General features: G+C 35.1%; 14 protein-coding genes and 1 pseudogene. 9 read left to right on the forward strand and 6 right to left on the reverse strand.

Annotation, left to right across the window (positions count from 1 at the left end; genetic code table 11):
• Nucleotides 1-122 precede the first annotated feature (122 nt).
• The 6 genes and pseudogenes from trxA to RT228_RS02250 form a co-directional block, all read right to left on the reverse strand.
• A pseudogene (gene trxA, locus RT228_RS02225) lies at nucleotides 123-449 on the reverse strand (thioredoxin); the annotation flags it as partial.
• Nucleotides 445-1,875 carry an MBL fold metallo-hydrolase gene (locus RT228_RS02230; RefSeq protein ID WP_006259769.1) on the reverse strand — a complete coding sequence of 477 codons (1,431 nt, stop codon included), beginning with the start codon at nucleotides 1,873-1,875 and terminating at the stop codon, nucleotides 445-447. The pseudogene trxA and the gene RT228_RS02230, both read right to left, overlap by 5 nt.
• 73 nt (nucleotides 1,876-1,948) lie before the next feature.
• The gene (locus RT228_RS02235) at nucleotides 1,949-2,740 is read right to left on the reverse strand and encodes a sulfite exporter TauE/SafE family protein (protein ID WP_006259768.1); all 792 of its coding nucleotides are present in this window, start codon (nucleotides 2,738-2,740) and stop codon (nucleotides 1,949-1,951) included.
• Between the two features lie 8 nt (nucleotides 2,741-2,748).
• Nucleotides 2,749-3,381, reverse strand: a complete 633-nt coding sequence (locus tag RT228_RS02240; protein ID WP_006259767.1) for a Crp/Fnr family transcriptional regulator — start codon at nucleotides 3,379-3,381, stop codon at nucleotides 2,749-2,751.
• 89 nt (nucleotides 3,382-3,470) lie between these two features.
• Nucleotides 3,471-3,884 (reverse strand): DUF6691 family protein, encoded by a 414-nt coding sequence (locus RT228_RS02245; RefSeq protein ID WP_006259766.1) that lies wholly within the window; start codon nucleotides 3,882-3,884, stop codon nucleotides 3,471-3,473.
• 37 nt (nucleotides 3,885-3,921) lie between these two features.
• The gene (locus RT228_RS02250) at nucleotides 3,922-4,482 is read right to left on the reverse strand and encodes a YeeE/YedE family protein (RefSeq protein ID WP_016650296.1); all 561 of its coding nucleotides are present in this window, start codon (nucleotides 4,480-4,482) and stop codon (nucleotides 3,922-3,924) included.
• A gap of 659 nt (nucleotides 4,483-5,141) precedes the next feature.
• Between RT228_RS02250 and RT228_RS02255 the strand changes: the two genes are divergently transcribed.
• The 9 genes from RT228_RS02255 to RT228_RS02295 all read left to right on the forward strand — a co-directional run bounded on the left by RT228_RS02255 (nucleotide 5,142) and on the right by RT228_RS02295 (nucleotide 17,489).
• On the forward strand, nucleotides 5,142-5,501 hold the full coding sequence (locus tag RT228_RS02255; RefSeq protein WP_006259764.1) for a DsrE family protein: 360 nt from the start codon (nucleotides 5,142-5,144) through the stop codon (nucleotides 5,499-5,501).
• 64 nt (nucleotides 5,502-5,565) lie between these two features.
• On the forward strand, nucleotides 5,566-8,007 hold the full coding sequence (locus RT228_RS02260) for a bifunctional UDP-N-acetylmuramoyl-tripeptide:D-alanyl-D-alanine ligase/alanine racemase (RefSeq protein WP_006259763.1): 2,442 nt from the start codon (nucleotides 5,566-5,568) through the stop codon (nucleotides 8,005-8,007).
• 44 nt (nucleotides 8,008-8,051) lie between these two features.
• A complete protein-coding gene (mscL, locus tag RT228_RS02265; protein ID WP_006259762.1) occupies nucleotides 8,052-8,489 on the forward strand; it encodes a large conductance mechanosensitive channel protein MscL in 438 nt (145 codons plus the stop codon).
• A gap of 266 nt (nucleotides 8,490-8,755) precedes the next feature.
• Complete coding sequence (locus RT228_RS02270) at nucleotides 8,756-12,115, forward strand: SusC/RagA family TonB-linked outer membrane protein (RefSeq protein WP_006262296.1); 3,360 nt, start codon at nucleotides 8,756-8,758, stop codon at nucleotides 12,113-12,115.
• Nucleotides 12,116-12,128: 13 nt separating this feature from the next.
• Nucleotides 12,129-13,691 (forward strand): RagB/SusD family nutrient uptake outer membrane protein, encoded by a 1,563-nt coding sequence (locus RT228_RS02275; RefSeq protein WP_006262295.1) that lies wholly within the window; start codon nucleotides 12,129-12,131, stop codon nucleotides 13,689-13,691.
• 21 nt (nucleotides 13,692-13,712) lie between these two features.
• Nucleotides 13,713-14,591 carry a putative zinc-binding metallopeptidase gene (locus tag RT228_RS02280; RefSeq protein WP_006266768.1) on the forward strand — a complete coding sequence of 293 codons (879 nt, stop codon included), beginning with the start codon at nucleotides 13,713-13,715 and terminating at the stop codon, nucleotides 14,589-14,591.
• Nucleotides 14,592-14,611: 20 nt separating this feature from the next.
• Nucleotides 14,612-15,958, forward strand: a complete 1,347-nt coding sequence (locus tag RT228_RS02285) for a DUF4302 domain-containing protein (protein ID WP_006262293.1) — start codon at nucleotides 14,612-14,614, stop codon at nucleotides 15,956-15,958.
• Nucleotides 15,959-16,105: 147 nt separating this feature from the next.
• A complete protein-coding gene (locus tag RT228_RS02290) occupies nucleotides 16,106-16,717 on the forward strand; it encodes a 4'-phosphopantetheinyl transferase family protein (RefSeq protein WP_006266769.1) in 612 nt (203 codons plus the stop codon).
• 49 nt (nucleotides 16,718-16,766) lie between these two features.
• Nucleotides 16,767-17,489: a Bax inhibitor-1 family protein gene (locus tag RT228_RS02295; protein WP_006259756.1), complete on the forward strand. Its 723-nt coding sequence runs from the start codon at nucleotides 16,767-16,769 to the stop codon at nucleotides 17,487-17,489.
• The last annotated feature ends 22 nt before the right edge of the window (nucleotides 17,490-17,511 follow it).

Below are 17,511 nucleotides of genomic sequence, written 5' to 3' on the forward strand. Positions count from 1 at the left end.
GGTTAATTGTCATAAATATATAATATTAATTCTAATAAATTGAACAACTGATATATAGCAGGGTTTTAATCTTTGAATAGTATTATAAAAAGTAAGGCTACCTTTGATAGGTAGCCTTATTTTTAATAATTATGCTTATACTGATCGATATGACCTAATAATGTCTGTTTATCCATATATCCAGATTGTTTCCACAGAAGTTTACCTTTTCTAAAAAGCATTAGTGTAGGTACACCTCTCATCTGGTATTGTGTGCTGTACTGTGTGGTAAGAGCCGTATTCTTATCTACATCTATTTTGATAATAGAGATATCATCCTGTAGCTCTTTTTTTACTTCTTCTAGCACAGGAGCTAGCATCTGGCATGGACCACACCACGTAGCGAAGAAATCAACTAAAGTTAACTGATCTCTATCGATTAACTCTTGAAAATTACTCATTGTATTATTGTTTAGTTGTTGGACATGTTGCTGTACAGCTACCTCCTTCTTGTAATGGGATAGAGGTGTTCTTGATAGCGCCGAAACCTCCGATTACATCGATCATATTGTGGTATCCTCTAGCTTTTAGGATAGAAGACGCGATTAATGAACGGTATCCTCCTGCACAGTGGATAAAGAATTTACCTTCTGTTGGGAAGTCAGCGATATTATCATTGATATAATCTAATGGAGAATGAGTCAAGTTTTTATAGTTGATATGAGCAGAATTGTACTCTCCTGGCTTACGTACATCTACTACCTTGATATCTTCATTCACTATTTTATCAGCTAGTTCTTCTGCTGTTACTTGTTGTACAGTATCGTATTCAAAACCTTCTGTTTTCCAAGTAGAGAATCCTCCTTTTAAGTACCCTAACGTATTGTCATATCCTACACGAGATAGACGAATCACAGCTTCTTCTTCACGTCCTTCTGGAGTGATTAATAAGATAGGTTGTTTAATATCTGTGATTAATGCACCTACCCAAGGAGCGAATTGACCATCTAATCCGATAAAGATAGCTCCTGGTATATGTCCACTAGCGAAGTCTGAAGCAGAACGTACGTCTAATAATAAGGCACCAGACTCTTCTGCTAAAGCTTGGAACTCTTTTGGAGTAAGGGCTTTGTTGTTATTGATGATCGTCTCTACATTCTCATATCCTTCTTTATTTAACTTCACATTTAGTGGGAAGTATGCAGGAGGAGGTAGTAGACCATCTGTTACTTCTTTTACGAACTCTGCTTCTGTCATATCAGCACGTAGTGCATAGTTCGTTTGTTTTTGATCCCCTAGGGTACCAACAGTTTCTTTGCTTAAGTTCTTTCCACAAGCAGACCCAGCACCATGCGCAGGATATACGATAACATCATCTGCTAACGTCATAATCTTCGTGCGTAAGCTATTGTATAGCGTAGCTGCTAATTGCTCTTGAGTCAAGTCAGCCGCTTTCTGAGCTAAGTCAGGACGACCTACATCACCTAAGAATAACGTATCTCCACTGAAGATAGCGTGATCTTTTCCATTCTCATCTTTTAGTAAGTACGTAGTACTCTCCATCGTATGCCCCGGAGTGTGTAATGCTGTGATTGTGATATTTCCTATTTTAAATACCTCTCCATCTGTAGCGATATGTGCCTTAAACGTTGGGTTAGCATTTGGTCCGTATACGATAGGAGCATTTGTTTTCTCAGCTAATGTAACGTGTCCACTCACGAAGTCTGCGTGGAAGTGTGTTTCGAAGATATATTTAATCGTCGCATTATCTTTAGCCGCTCTGTCTAAGTAAGGCTGTACCTCTCTTAGTGGATCGATGATAGCAACTTCTCCGTTGCTCTCTATATAGTAAGCTCCTTGAGCTAAACATCCTGTATAAATTTGTTCTATTTTCATATTGTAGTTTATTTCTTTGTTTGTAGTAAAAGTAAGAAGATGTTTTTAAAATGACAGTAACTTAGGTTACAAACTATAAAAACACTTCCTTAATTAGGATATAAATAGCCATGATTAGTACGAAATAACCAAAGCACTTTTTTAAATTTTTATCAGGAACGTACTTTGTTAAATAGATACCGATGAAGATCCCTACCATAGATATCCCGCTAAAAGTAAGTAGCATCGCCCAGTCCATAGCGGTATGACCTAGATCGCCTAAGAATCCTATTAAGGACTGTATAGCGATAATGCATAATGAGGTGCCGACAGCTTGTCTCATAGGCATTTTGGCAAATAAGACTAAAGCGGGAATGATTAAGAATCCTCCTCCAGCACCTACTGTACCTGCTAGCAGTCCGATCAAGATGCCTTGTAATACTAGCCCTGATAAGGCTGGCTTAGTATCTATTACCTCTATTTCTTTTTTTGGTCTGATCATTTTAGTTGCCGAAGTGAACATCACTAAGGCAAATAAGACCATCAGCACAATATTCTTATCTATACTCCAGCTACCGATGGATATTACATCTGGTACAAGTGGGAGTAAGTAGGCTCTCGTGATATATACTGTGATGACAGAGGGTATCCCGAAGAGCAATACTGTTTTTAGATCTACTTTTTTGTCTATATAGTTTTTTATACCACCTACTAGAGAAGTAGATCCTACTATGAATAGTGAGTATGCTGTAGCTACGAAGGGCTCTACCTTCATGATATACACGAGGATAGGTACGGTGAGTATAGATCCACCACTACCGATAAGGCCTAGTGATATCCCGATAAGTAAGGCTAGTGCATACCCTATTAATGCTGTATAATCCATATCTGTACTTAAGGCTTAAGTAGCTCGATATATTTTCTATTGAGCTGTATAATACCTTCGTTTTCTAAAGTTTTTAGTATTCTAGAGATCACTACTCTAGAGGTATTTAGTTCGTCAGCTAATTCTTGATGTGTATTGTTGATAAATCGACTGTTGTATATCTTCGCTTTACTTCTCAGTAAGTTACATAGACGTTCTTCCATATTCATGAAGGCAAGACTATCTATAGCAGTTAGCATTTCGTTCATACGGTTGTTATAACTGTTGAGTACGAAGTTGCGCCAACTCTTATATTTTACCAGCCATTCATCCATTTTTCCTACAGGAACTAAGACTACACTACCATCGCGTTCTGCTATAGAGCGCACCTGACTCTTCGTCTCACCTAAGCAGCAGGTCAGTGTCATCGCGCAGGTATCTCCTTCTTCTATATAGTATAGGACTATCTCTCCCTCTCGCTGATCTTCTCTGATGATTTTGATAGCACCTTCTAGGAGTAGAGGAATCTTCTTAATGTATTCTCCTATCTCCATCAACTTTTCTCCTTCTTTAAAGTCTTTTATAGTAGATACTTCTATGATTTCTTCTAATAACTTCTCCTCGAAGGTAGAGCGGTATTTGTTTCGTATGATATGTTCCATAAAAGAATAAACAAATGAATTAATGGTTCTAAGTTACTTTATCGTGACAATATATCAAAAGTATTAGTTCCTTTAATCCATATTGTTTATTAATGAGGAAGCCATCTTCTGATCAATCCATAGAACCAAGTCCCTAATAATGCTCCGATGATGGCAATCAAAATAGGTAAAAAGCCTGCTCCAAATAAGGCAAACATAGGTCCGGGACAAGCTCCTCCTAATGCCCACCCTAACCCGAAAAAGATTCCTCCTATCAGATAGCGTGGTACACTCTTCTCTTTTGGGGTGAACTCAATCGGGTTACCAGAGAAGTCTTTGATATTCTTTTTCTTGATAATATAGGTTGCGATAACAGCGATAGTTAATGCAGTTCCCATAATACCGTACATGTGGAAGCTGTCGAATTGAAACATTTCATATATTCTGAACCACGATGCTGCTCCAGATTTAAACATTCCTATCCCGAAAAGCATCCCGACTAATAAATAGGCTAATTTTTTCATTGTATCTTATTGATGTAAATATTGTTAATCATTTGTGTTAGAAAATAAAAGGGAACAGTAGGTGTACCATAATTAACCCTCCTATAAAGAAACCAATTACTGCTATCAAGGAAGGCAATTGTAGATTACTTAACCCACTGATTGCATGTCCTGAAGTACATCCTCCTGCATATCTAGAACCAAACCCTACGAAGAACCCTGCTAATAATAGTAGTCCGATAGATTTAATAGAACCAAAGACTTCATTAGAGAATAACTCTGTAGGTATATATGCCTTGCCAGCACTTTCTATACCTAGTGTATGGAGCTTCTCTATCGTCTGATTGGCTAGTGGTATCGCTGCTGGCTCGACACTTAAGAAGTGGTATGCGATGAACCCTCCTAGGATAGTTCCTACTAAGAAAAGTAAGTTCCACGTCTGAGCTTTCCAGTTAAAGCAGAAGAAATCACAACTCTTACCTGCTCCCATCATCGAGCACATGGTGCGTAGATTAGAGGAAAACCCAAAAGATTTGCCCATTAATAAAAGTAATATAAGTGTAGTAGCGATGAATAAACCTCCTACATACCAAGGCCATGGGCCATATATCCATTCCATAACATTTAATTTAATAAGACAAAGTTCTCGATTAAAATCGAGAAGAAATGTAACCTAGGATACACAGCACTTCTTTTTTGTTAGTATACCATTTATAATGAAAGATGATTGGATATAGGAATGGAAGTGAAAATTAATACTACGTAATACTGAGATAAGAGGAGAATGATTGGTGTATAAAAGGTGTCTTGTTGGACAAAAGGGTTTTTACGTCCATTATTATCGGGGTATTGTCCATGTATTGTCGAAGGAAAAGCCTGTAAAGCCTTATTTTACTAGGTGTAAGGGGAGTATTGTGGTTGAGAGGTTATAGGGTTGATTTTGGGTTATTATATTGATAATTAATGTATTGTGATTTATTTTGTAGAAAAAAAAGTAAAGCATTTTTTTAGTAAAATTGTTCTTATAGATAATTTTAGGGATACTTTTTAAAAAAAAGAAGGTATTAAAAGTGAATTTAGGGTATAAATAGGAACTTATTTATGCTGAAAACAAAAAAAAGAAATTCCTTTTTTTGAAAGGATAGATTTAGATCTGAATAGAATTTTAAACAGAATAGTAGTAAAAGTTTGTGAGAGTTTATTAGTCGATATGAGTGGTTTTTAGTAGTTTTATAGAACTTAAAAAATAGAACCCAAAACTTAAAAATAGATATACTTATGAAAAATACAAAGCACAACGTTGTATTTCAATTAAACACAGACAACATTAACGAACAGAATGCACTAATGACTTATGTATCTAATGTTAGAAATCACTGGAAAGAGGATGTAACGATACAAGTAGTCGTGCATGGGCCTGGTATCGGAATGCTTAGAAAAAGCAAAACGATGGTAGGAGAACCTCTTAAGGCAGTGATGCAAAAAGGTATACAATTCTTTGCGTGTGAGAATACAATCAATGCTCGCAAAATAGATAAATCAGATATTATCGAGAATGTAGGATTCGTACCTTCAGGATTAGTTTATATCATCGAAAAACAAGAGGAAGGTTGGTCTTATATAAAATGTAATTTTTAAGATTTTGTATAGATAGAGAGTGGTATGACTCTCTTTACCTTTGTATATCAAATAAGGCAAAATAATGAAATTTAATACGGATGCGTTCTGTTCATTCATTGGAGCAGACATTATAGGAAACAGTAAGAGTGAATATGTAGATATTTCGAATATATCCGTAGACAGTAGGTCATTGCAGAATGATCAGCACACTTTATTTTTTGCATTAAAAGGGGGTAATCATGATGGACATGATTATATCGAAGAATTGGTAAATAAAGGAGTCAGATATATCGTGATCTCTGACCAGACTAAGGTACGTCCTATAGAAGGAGTACTTTTCTTTAAAGTAAATAATACATTAGCTGCACTTCAGGGTGCGGCTATTTTTCATAGAGATCGTTTTGATTTTCCAGTTATCGGAATTACAGGTAGTAAAGGAAAGACGGTAGTAAAGGAATGGCTTAACTATCTACTGAGCGAAGAGTATAAGATCATTAAGAGCCCTAAGAGTTATAATTCTCAGACGGGTGTGCCACTATCTGTATTTGGGATAGAGGAGAAGCACAACTTAGGTATCTTCGAAGTTGGAATATCTACTGTGGGTGAAATGGAGAGACTTGCTAAGGTGGTCAAGCCTACTATAGGTGTTTTTACAGCACTTACAGAAGAGCATGGAGAAGGTTTTCGCTCATTAGAAGAAAAAGTGAGTGAGAAAGCTAAACTATTCCAGGATGCTGAGGTAGTTATTTGTGAGCAGAATGAGTTGTTATTACAATATTTTAGTTCTGTTGCTTCTGTATATACTTGGAGTCTGACAGATACGTCAGCGAATGTCTATGGACAGCTTTATTCCTCTAGTCTTACTGTATCTATTGATCAAGGTGATTCGTACTCAGTAGAACTTCCATTCACAGATGATAGTTCTGTGCGTAATATAATGACTTGTATTAGTACGATGTCTTACTTAGGGTATGACTTAGAGAAGATAGCACAGCGTATCCAAGGACTCTATCCAGTAGAACTGCGTATGCAGGTAAAGAATGGTGTGAATAACTGTACGATAATAGATGATGCGTATAATGCAGATTATCAGTCACTATCTATCGCTCTTGACTTTCTAGAGAAGCATAAGGTGAGTGCGTCTAAGACTGTGATACTATCAGATATGTTTAAGAGTGGGTATGAGGAGGAGGAGATATATGGTCAGCTAAAAGAGCTGTTGTCTACACATCAGATAACTCGGGTGATCGGTATAGGAGAGCATATAAGTAAGTATCTAATCGGGACGACGAACACTTATCTATATAGAGACACTGAAGAGTTCTTACAGAAAGTATCTGTAGAGGATTTTAGTGATGAGAATATCTTAGTCAAAGGGGCTAGAGGATTCCGCTTTGACAGAATCGTCACGATGCTAGAGAAGAAAACGCATGAGACTGTACTAGAAGTTAATCTTACTGCGATGTGTCACAACCTTAATTTCTACCGTTCAAAGCTAAAGCCAGAGACTAAAGTGATGGTCATGGTGAAGGCATTCGGATATGGTAATGGTAGCTATGAAGTAGCGAAATTATTAGCTCATGAGAAGGTAGATTATCTAGGAGTAGCTTTTGCAGATGAGGGAATAGAATTGCGCAAGGCTGGTGTGAATACTAAGATTATCGTGATGAATCCTGAGATTAATGCATTCTCAGCGATGATAGCGTATGATCTAGAGCCAGAGGTGTACTCTGTACGTGAGCTTAATGCATTCTTAAAAGTAGCTAGAGAACGCAACTGCTATGAATATCCTATCCATATCAAGCTGGATACGGGTATGCATAGACATGGTTTTTTGACTGAAGATCTAGACGAGTTAATAGAAGTGCTTAGACATACTAATGTGGTCGAAGTCAAATCTATATTCTCACATCTATCATCAAGTGATATGCCTGAATATACAGACTTTACACTTGGACAGATAGAGATGTTTACAGATAACTCAGATAAACTAATACAAGAATTAGGGATTAACCCAATACGTCATATTCTGAATACATCCGGTATTTTTAACTTTTCGGAGCATCAGTTTGATATGGTTCGATTGGGAATAGGATTGTATGGAGTTGGTAATGATAGAGAAGAAATGCAACAATTGGCTAATGTTAGTACGCTTAAAACTCGCATTATGCAAATCAAAGAAATCAAAGATAAAGACAGTGTAGGATACGGTCGGAGATTTCGCGCAGAAGGTAAAACACGTATCGCCACTGTGCCCATAGGATATGCTGATGGAGTACATCGCTCATGGGGACCTGTGGGCTATGTCTTAGTAAATGGGCAAAAAGCAGAGATCACAGGATCTATCTGTATGGATATGTTAATGATCAATGTAACAGAAATAAAATGCCAAGAAAATGATGAGGTTGTTATTTTTGGTAAAGACCTGCCAGTCACTATTATAGCAGATAAAATAAAAACAATACCATATGAGATTTTAACGAGTATTGCACTTCGCGTTAAAAGAATTTTTTTTATAGAGTAAAAAAGTTATATTTTTAACTATTCAAAACTTAAACAATAAAGACTATGGGATTTGTAAAAGAATTTAAAGAATTCGCTGTCAAAGGCAATGTAATGGACCTAGCGGTAGGGGTAATCATCGGGGGAGCATTCGGTAAAATTGTAACGAGTGTTGTAAACGATGTTATTATGCCATTAGTATCTGCTATCATCGGAACACCTGATTTCACTAATATGTATGTAGTGTTAAAAGGAGATGCACCTGATGGGGCACCTCTAGCAGCAGCAAGAGGAATAGACGGTAATGTTGTATTTGCTTATGGTAGCTTTATTACAGAGGTAATCAACTTTACATTGTTAGCTCTATGTGTATTCCTTTTAGTAAAAGGAGTTAACTCATTAAGAAAGAAAGAGGAGGCTGCACCAGAAGCACCTGCAGGACCACCAGCACCTACTCAAGAGGATCTTTTAGCAGAAATCAGAGATTTGTTAAAGAAACAATAATATTATGACTGTGGTTTCTTAAAATCGCTTTGTGATAATAAAAAAGGGTATACTTTATGTATACCCTTTTTTATTTACCTTATCTGACATAGTAGTTAATATAAATAAATTATAGTGTGTAATTTTTATTAAATATATTTAAAAGTTATATTATTTAATAAATAGTGTATTATGATGATAATTTGATAAAAATCACATTACCTCTAGTTTTTGATAATATTATGTTATTTATTTGTTAATGATAAATTAATTAATAGTTAACAAGTATGAAGAAAGGTTTACTTAAATTCTTTTTCTTCTCATTAGCACTTACAGTTACTGGAAGTGTGTATGCGCAAGAAAAGGTAATTAAAGGAAGAGTTGTGGCTTCTGATGATGGTTCATCATTGCCTGGCGCTACTATATTTGTCAAAGGTACTAAAGAGGGAGTACAGACAGATATAGATGGAAATTACTCTATTAAGGTAAATGGTAAGGACGCCGTTCTTGTGTTTGAATTCATGGGATTCAATTCAGCAGAGAAGAAAGTCGGAGAGCTAGCAGTTATCAATGTTTCTTTAGGAGAAGCAACGGAGATGATTGACGAAGTAGTGATTAATACAGGGTATCAGACTATTACTAAACGTAAGGAGGCTGGAGCTGTAAGTCGTATCGAAGCGAAAGATCTGAAGGTAGATGGGGTAGCGGATGTGAGTAGAATGATCGAAGGTAAGGTAGCAGGGGTAACTATACAAAACCCTTCAGGTACTTTCGGAGCTGCTCCTAAAATTACTATTCGTGGAGCTTCTTCTATTATGGGAGATACTAAACCACTATGGGTTATTGACGGGGTGGTTCAAGAGGATATTATCAATGTATCTTTTGAACAATTGGCATCAGGTAACTCTGAATCTGTATTGAGTTCTGCTTTGTCTGGAATTAATGCAGATGATGTATTGAGTATAGATGTACTTAAAGACGCGTCTGCAACGGCTATCTACGGTTCTCGTGCTATGAATGGGGTAGTGGTGATCACTACTAAATCTGGTAGAAGAGAAACACCTATGAGTATCAGTTATAGTATGGAGAATACATTGCGTCCTATACCTCAGTATAGCCAATATGATGTGATGAACTCTCAAGATAATATGATGGTTTATCGAGAGCTTCAAAGCAAAGGGTATTTAGATTACTCTTCTATGTTATATGGGCGTAACAGTGGGGCTTATGGTATCATGTATCGCGCTATGAACCAATATGATCCTGTACATAATCAGTACGGAGTGTATAATAGTCAGGCTGCACAGAATAGCTTTCTACAAACACATGAAAAAGCAAATACAAATTGGTTTAAAGAATTGTTTAGACCATCTATTGTGCAACAGCATTCATTAAGTTTTAACGGAGGAGGAAAGAATAGTGCATATTTTGCTTCTGTTGGTTATTTAGCAGATTCGGGATGGTCTATTGCTGATAAAGTACATCGTTTAACAATGAACTTAAAAAATACATTCTTTGTTAATGACAAATTAAAAATTTCATTATCATCAATTGCTTCTGTACGTGATCAAAAAGCACCTGGAGCTTATGATGCTGAGAAAGATGTAGTAAATGGCTCTGTAAAACGTGATTTTGACATTAATCCATTTAGTTATGCTTTAAATACAACTAGAACATTGCGTCCTTATGATAATAAAGGTAATTATGAGTATTACAGAAGTAATTGGGCTCCATTCAATATCATGAATGAGTTAGACAATAACTATATGGATATTGATGTAAAAGATATTCGTTTCCAAGCAGATATTGATTATAAAATACTACCTAACTTAACGTATAATCTAAGTGGGTCAGCTCGTTATGCTACAACTAAACGTGTACATAACGTAACTCAAGATTCAAATGTAATAGCAGCGTATAATGCTGATGAGTCTACTGTAGAACGTGATCAAAATATATTCTTATATAAAGATCCTAATAATGCTGCATTACCTCCAACACCTATCATGACAAATTCAGGATTAAAGAGAACATATACGAATGATATGACTTCTTTCTTATTGAGAAATAGTTTTACTTACGATAACGTGTTTAACGATGTACATGAATTAGATGTATTCGGAGGAACAGAGATGAGAGTTGTAAATCGTAATAAGGATTATTTCTTAGCGCAAGGAGTTCAATTTGACAAAGGGATGACTACTTATCCAGAGTTATTGGCAATGCGTAAATTGTTAGAACAAGGAGGAGAGTATTTTAACTATGGAGAAGAGAGAGAGCGAACAGTTGCTTTTTTTGCTAGAGCGGCATATACTTATGATAGACGTTATACTGTGGCTCTAACAGGACGCTATGATGGATCAAATAGACAGGGGGATACAGGTTCTTCTAGATGGTTACCAACATGGACTGCTTCAGGAAAGTGGAATATCTCTAGTGAAAAGTTTATGGAGAACTCACATACGGTGAGTAATTTAGCTTTACGCGCTTCTTATGGTTTAACTGCAACATCAGGACCAGCTACGAATTCTTTAGCTATTTATAAACCTTATGTTACTCCTAGACCTAATTTAGGTAATATAGAGAATGGTATTAGTATTAAAGATCTTCAAAATACTGATTTAACTTGGGAGAAACAGCACGAATTAAACGTAGGTGTTGATTTAGGATTATGGAATAATAGAGTGCAATTAGTGGCAGATGTTTACGAGAGAAAAGCATTTGATTTAATTGATTATATCAGAACTTCAGGTATTGGAGGTCAGGAAATTAAACTCGGTAATAATGCAGATATGCGTACTAGAGGAGTTGAGTTTGGAATTACTACAACTAATATCAAAACTCCTGAGTTTAGTTGGTCAACTACAGTTAATGGTTCTTATTATGATCAAGAAGTTACTAGTTTACAAAATACTCCACGTGTACTTGATTTAGTTCAAGGATTTGGAGGTAACGTTGTAGGAAAACCTCGTAACTCTTTATATTCATACCAATTCACGGGACTGAATCACTTAGGATTACCAACATTTGCACAAGCACCTGGTGAAACAAACGTTATTGGGGGAGCAAATTTCCAAGATACAACTAATCCAACAGGATACTTAAAGTATGAAGGATCTATTGAGCCAAATAAAACTTTAGGGTTAACGAATACATTCACTTACAAAAACTGGAGCTTAAATTTCTTAATTGTTGCTTCAGGAGGAAATAAGATCAGATTATATCCATCTTATGCAAGTAGATACAATGATACGGATGTATTTGGTAAAACATTTGAAGACCGTTGGATTAACCCAGGAGATGAGAACTTTACAAATGTTCCTACAATTCCTGATTTAACAACAGCTAATACAGTAGGGGCTACATCAATTTTAAGAGGATATAATACGTATAATTATTCTTCAGAGCGTGTAGCTGATGGAGGTTTTGTGAGATTAAAGAATGTTTCTTTGACTTATGAATTCCCTGATCACTTTAAGCGATCTATGAAAATGTCTAATTTCTCATTGCGTTTTAATGCGACTAATCCATGGTTAATCTATGCTGATAAGAAGTTAAATGGAGAGGATCCAGAGTTCTACAGAACAGGAGGGGTAGCAATGCCACAAACAAGTCAATATACATTGACACTTAATGTTGGTTTTTAAATTATAGATTATTATGAAGAGAGTAAAGATATTAGTTGGTTTATTGTTCTTGGCTACAGCTACAGTAGGGTGTAGTGACTTTCTTTCGGAAGTACCAGACAATAGAACCCAAATAGATACACCTAAAAAAGTTAGTGAATTATTAGTAGGTGCTTACCCTTCTGCTACACATGTTGAGTTTGCAGAAGAGATGAGTGATAACGTTATTGACAACGGAAAACTAAATCAATCAACATTACAAAGCGAGCAGAACTTTACTTGGGTAGTGAATACGGAAGAAAGTTATGAAACACCAAAAGCGTTTTGGATGGCTTGTTATGAGGCAATTGCAAATGCAAATGCAGCATTAGATGCTTTATCTAGTATGGAAAAGGAATATGCAAATAAACCTTCTTTTAAATATGGATTAACTCATTTAAGAGCGGAGGCATTATTAGCTCGTGCTTATAATCACTTTATGTTAGTAAACTTATGGGCTAAGCACTATAATCCTGCTACAGCTGAAAGTGATCTAGGGATACCTTATGTTACTGAAGTAGAAAATGTACTTTTAAAAGAATATAAACGTCTTAGTGTTGCAGAGGTATATAAGTTAATTGAACAAGACTTACTTGAAGGACTTATTGGAATTAAAGGAGCTCAATATGAATCAGCAAATATAGCTAAGTATCATTTTACAGAAGCTTCTGCTAAGGCTTTTGCAGCTCGTTTTTATCTATATAAAGGAGAGTTTGCTAAGTCAATTGAATATTCTAATACGTTAGGAGATTTACCTATTGGTAAGCTAAGAGATGTTGCTGGTACTGCTGATTTTTCAACTGCTCAAAATGAAATTCACTTCTCGAGAACAGAGTTAGACACAAACCTGTTAGTAGTAACATCTCCTTCTAGAAAGAAGAGAACTACTTATGCATCTAGATTTGTACTTACTCAAGGAGAAGCAACTAAGGGAGATAAAGGATTGTTTAGTTCAAGTACTAATCCAGTTTCAGAAGTTATTAAGTCGCCAATGAATTGGAATTATCCTAATGCGAACTATAGTAATAATGACGCTTTTTATGTTCCTAAGTTTAATGAATATTTTAAGATTAATGACTTCACTAATATGACAGGTATTCCTCATGTTACTTTTGTACTATTTTCAAATGATATGTTGTATTTAGATCGTATGGAGGCTTTTGTGATGGAGAATAGAATTGATGAAGCAATTAAAATGTATACTTATTTAGTGTTATTAAGAACAGAGCTTCCTCCACAGTTTAAACCTGAAAGTTTAATAGGAATTTTACAGTATGAGGATATTGAAAAGTTGATTGGTTATGAGGAAGGAAAGTACTCGCCCATAACAAAAATTAATAGAGAACAGGCCGTTATGCTTGAGGCAATATCGGAAATGAGAAGAAGAGAAGGATTCCAAGAAGGATATCGTTGGTTTGATATTAGAAGATTTAATTTAGAGGTTAAACACAAACTAACGGGTGGTTCAGAACATATACTTCAAAAAGGTGATTTGAGGTATCAATTACAGTTACCACAGGTTGCTTTAGATAGAGGAATACCAGCTAATCCAAGATAAATACAATAAAATCAAGTAATTATGATAATTAAAAATATAGTTAAAGGAGCAAGTATTGTGTTTACTACGACGCTATTAATGACTGCTTGTTCTAAAGATGACTCATTGCGCAGTGAATCTATTTTTGATACAACAGAAAAGCCAAAAACAGAATTAGATCTGTGGATTGAAGCTAAATATACTAAACCTTATAATATTGCTGCTACCTATTTATGGGACGAAGCAATGGGTAAAGCTGATAAAACGCTATATCCTCCAAAGGTGTCTAGTGTTAAACCAGCTCTTCAAGTTATTAAGAAGATTTGGATTGATAGTTACTCTGAAATAGGAGGTGAAGATTTTGTAAAAAAGATAGCTCCTAGACAATTGCACTTAATAGGTAGTTATAACCTAAATCACAATGGTACAATTGTATTAGGTGATGCTGGGGGTGGTGCCAAAATCACATTGTATAATACTGATTTTTTAAACTTAAAAAACATAGATAATGTAAAACAGTTTGTACATACTATACAACACGAGTATATCCATATTTTAAACCAAACTAAGCCTTATGACTTAACAGCTTGGACTGATGTCGCAAAAGGTGGAGGGTATACTTCTTCTTGGTATAATCAAACTGCAAAAGCAAGTAACGCTCTTGGTTTTGTTACTCCTTATGCTCGTAACAACTATGATGAAGATTTTGCTGAGACTGCATCTTTTGTACTTGAAAAAAGTAAAACAGAATTGGCTGCATTTATGTTAACTGTACCAGAACCAGGTAGAGCTGTTATTCAACGTAAGATTGACATTGTAGAAAAGTACTTTAAAGAGCAATTCGATATGGACTTTTATGCTTTACGTGATGCTGCAGAGAGAAATACTAATGCTGTAGTATCGGGTGAGGTAGAAGAATAATATTATAAAGACTTTTAATTATGAAAAAATATATAGCAAAGGCTTTTTTAGCGACAATAATTCTTGCTGGAGTAGTTTCTTGTCAAAAAGAGGAAGATAGAGTTTTTGATAAATCTGTAGCAGAAAGACTTTCTGAACAAGAGAAAAAGCTAAAAGATCTATTACTTTCTTCTGAATATGGGTGGAGAGTAGTATATTTTACTGATACAGATGGACTAGGAGGATTTACATATTTAATGAGGTTTAAAGATGCTCGTAATGTCGAAATGGTATCTGATTTTGATCTTTCTGGACAAACAATTGAAAATAGTGAATACACTATTCAACAAAGAGCTACAACAAGTTTAATATTTACTACCCGTACAAAAATCCATGAATTGTCTGATCCAATAAATTCCCCTTATGAATCTGGTCAAGGTTACTATGGTGAATATCAATTTGGTTACTTTGGTAATACAGAGAATGAAATTCATTTTAGAACAGCGAAGAAGGATAGAGAAGTTGTTTTTGTAAAAGCGACTAAAGAAGATTGGGAGAATTTTAAATCGATTCCATCAATGATTGGAAAAATGTCTTCTTTAGATAAACCCTATTTTAGAACTTTACAAATTAAGACAACTGGCGAAGTGAAAGCATACGATTTAGCATATTCTCCTTCTGTTAGATTTATTGAGATCGAAGGGGGAGATAATGTAGTTGATGGCTCTGCTTTTGGTATTAGTTTTAACCCTCAAGGTATAAAAGTAGCACCTGCACTTAAAGTTGGAAGCGATTTGGTTACACAGTTTGATTATAATGCGAAAACAGGTGATTTTGAATATAATGCAAACGGAAATTTTGCATCTATTCAATATAGTTTTGCACCAATTAATACTTACTCAGACTATAAGAAAGTTTTGAATACGCCTGAGGTTAAGCAAGATAGGTTATTCCAGTTTCAAAGTAATACTTCATTAATTAACTCTAAAAGTAATTCTCCTCTATTTTTAAAGATGTTGAATGATTTAGGGAAAACTGCATTAGGAGGATATAATTTAGATTTGATTATATTTAACTTTAATGATAAAGAAGATAATGGAGAATCTAGTTACATCAGATATAGATATAAAGGAGTAAATTATTATTATGAGTTTAAGAATCTTGATGGAGATATAGCTGTTAAGGTTGCAGAAGGTAAATGGTATGGAGGAGCAGCAAGAGTTCCTCAAGAACTTCAGAAGTTTAATCATGGTTTAATGCAAGAGAATATTTTTGTTAAACAAGAGAACTTTAAAATCCAGTATTCTAATCCAGTCGTTACTTTTATTGGAAGTAAAGAAGGTATAGCATTCTCTACATGGGATGTAGGAGTGCCTAAGACTTTCTAAAAAAATATAAATTATTGATTAGTTAAAGCCGCTCATTCGAGCGGCTTTTTTTGTAGCTTATAAAAGCTGTATATACCATTGAGTAAAATGTTTCTTTAAGATTTTTTATTATTCAAGTATATTTGTCTGCGTAATTAAATAGATAAGATGCCTTTAGTAAAAGAAATCAAAGGAATAACCTACAAGGTGTTAGTTTGGAAAGTAGAAGAGAATCTCGAGGAACTGATGAACGGTGTTATGCTACAAGAGCGCTCTGCTGAGCGATTAAAAGGAATGAAATCTGAAGTACACCAAAAAGGATTTATGGCCGTCAGACAGTTGCTGCACAATGGAGGATATAGTGATAACGACTTGTGTTATGATATAAACGGTAGACCTAGTCTTAGTGATGGTTCATTTATCTCTATTTCGCATTCGTTTGAGTATGCTAGTATTATCATTGGCAAGGAGAATGTGGGTATAGATGTAGAAATGAAGCGCGATAAGATAAAGCGTATTGCAAATAAGTTTTGCAATGAAGAAGAACTAAACACAGCTTTCAATTCTTCGGATGAGATTGATACATTGACAGAGATATGGTGTGCGAAAGAAGCTATGTTTAAGATGTGTGAGTCACGTAGCCTGAGTTTTAAAAGTGATATGCAGGTAGAACTTAAAACGAAAGAATGTTTTGTTAATAATGAAGTTTTTAATCAAAAATTCGAATATAAAACAATAGAATTAGATAACTTTGTGTTGGTTTATGCATTAGAGTCTTAATGCTATTGTAATTTTAAAAAGATAATTAGTACTTTTGAGAAAAATATAGATGATGAAAAACAATTTTGAAAATGTTGATTACACGCTTCCTGTAGCTATGGAATCTGAAGTAGTAAGAGCACAGTTTTATAAAAAGACGTATGCTACTTTAGCAGCAGGGGTATTAGCTTTTATTGTATTAGAAGCTATTATGTTGAACACGCCTTTCATTGTAGAAGGTATGTTTACTATTATTGGGATGGGTAAGTTCTCATGGTTGATCGTGCTAGGTGCCTTTATGGGGATCACTTGGTATGCACAGAGACTTGCTGATAACTCAGTAGATAAGAAGGTACAGTATGCTGGACTGTTTTTATACGTATTAGCAGAGGCATTTATTTTTGTGCCTATTTTATATATCGCTATGTCTATGACTAATGACCTTACTCTGATTTCTCAGGCAGGTATTATGACATTGGCTTTATTTGGGGGATTGACAGGAGTAGTATTTAGCTCTAATGCTAACTTCTCTTTTATGAGATCTATCCTTAGTATTGGATTCTTCTTAGCTTTAGGTACTATTATTTGTGGTATGATCTTCGGATTTAACCTTGGGTTATGGTTCTCTTTAGCGATGGTAGCTTTAGCTTCTGGATCGATCTTATACTCTACATGGCAGATTAAAAATGAATACGCAGCTAACCAACACGTACCAGCTGCTCTATCATTATTTGCTTCGTTAATGTTACTTTTCTGGTATATTCTGAGAATTGTAATGAGTAGAAACAACTAATTAGAAAGATATATTATACTTT

This window comes from Myroides sp. (assembly GCF_032073645.1).
GTDB lineage: Bacteria > Bacteroidota > Bacteroidia > Flavobacteriales > Flavobacteriaceae > Flavobacterium > Flavobacterium odoratimimum.

Bases quoted from the DNA above. Each gene is read 5' to 3' on its own strand.
- RT228_RS02230 (WP_006259769.1), bottom strand. From the start codon at position 1,875: ATGAAAATAGAACAAATTTATACAGGATGTTTAGCTCAAGGAGCTTAC.
- RT228_RS02235 (WP_006259768.1), bottom strand. From the start codon at position 2,740: ATGGATTATACAGCATTAATAGGGTATGCACTAGCCTTACTTATCGGG.
- RT228_RS02240 (WP_006259767.1), bottom strand. From the start codon at position 3,381: ATGGAACATATCATACGAAACAAATACCGCTCTACCTTCGAGGAGAAG.
- RT228_RS02245 (WP_006259766.1), bottom strand. From the start codon at position 3,884: ATGAAAAAATTAGCCTATTTATTAGTCGGGATGCTTTTCGGGATAGGA.
- RT228_RS02250 (WP_016650296.1), bottom strand. From the start codon at position 4,482: ATGGAATGGATATATGGCCCATGGCCTTGGTATGTAGGAGGTTTATTC.
- RT228_RS02255 (WP_006259764.1), top strand. From the start codon at position 5,142: ATGAAAAATACAAAGCACAACGTTGTATTTCAATTAAACACAGACAAC.
- RT228_RS02260 (WP_006259763.1), top strand. From the start codon at position 5,566: ATGAAATTTAATACGGATGCGTTCTGTTCATTCATTGGAGCAGACATT.
- mscL (WP_006259762.1), top strand. From the start codon at position 8,052: ATGGGATTTGTAAAAGAATTTAAAGAATTCGCTGTCAAAGGCAATGTA.
- RT228_RS02270 (WP_006262296.1), top strand. From the start codon at position 8,756: ATGAAGAAAGGTTTACTTAAATTCTTTTTCTTCTCATTAGCACTTACA.
- RT228_RS02275 (WP_006262295.1), top strand. From the start codon at position 12,129: ATGAAGAGAGTAAAGATATTAGTTGGTTTATTGTTCTTGGCTACAGCT.
- RT228_RS02280 (WP_006266768.1), top strand. From the start codon at position 13,713: ATGATAATTAAAAATATAGTTAAAGGAGCAAGTATTGTGTTTACTACG.
- RT228_RS02285 (WP_006262293.1), top strand. From the start codon at position 14,612: ATGAAAAAATATATAGCAAAGGCTTTTTTAGCGACAATAATTCTTGCT.
- RT228_RS02290 (WP_006266769.1), top strand. From the start codon at position 16,106: ATGCCTTTAGTAAAAGAAATCAAAGGAATAACCTACAAGGTGTTAGTT.
- RT228_RS02295 (WP_006259756.1), top strand. From the start codon at position 16,767: ATGATGAAAAACAATTTTGAAAATGTTGATTACACGCTTCCTGTAGCT.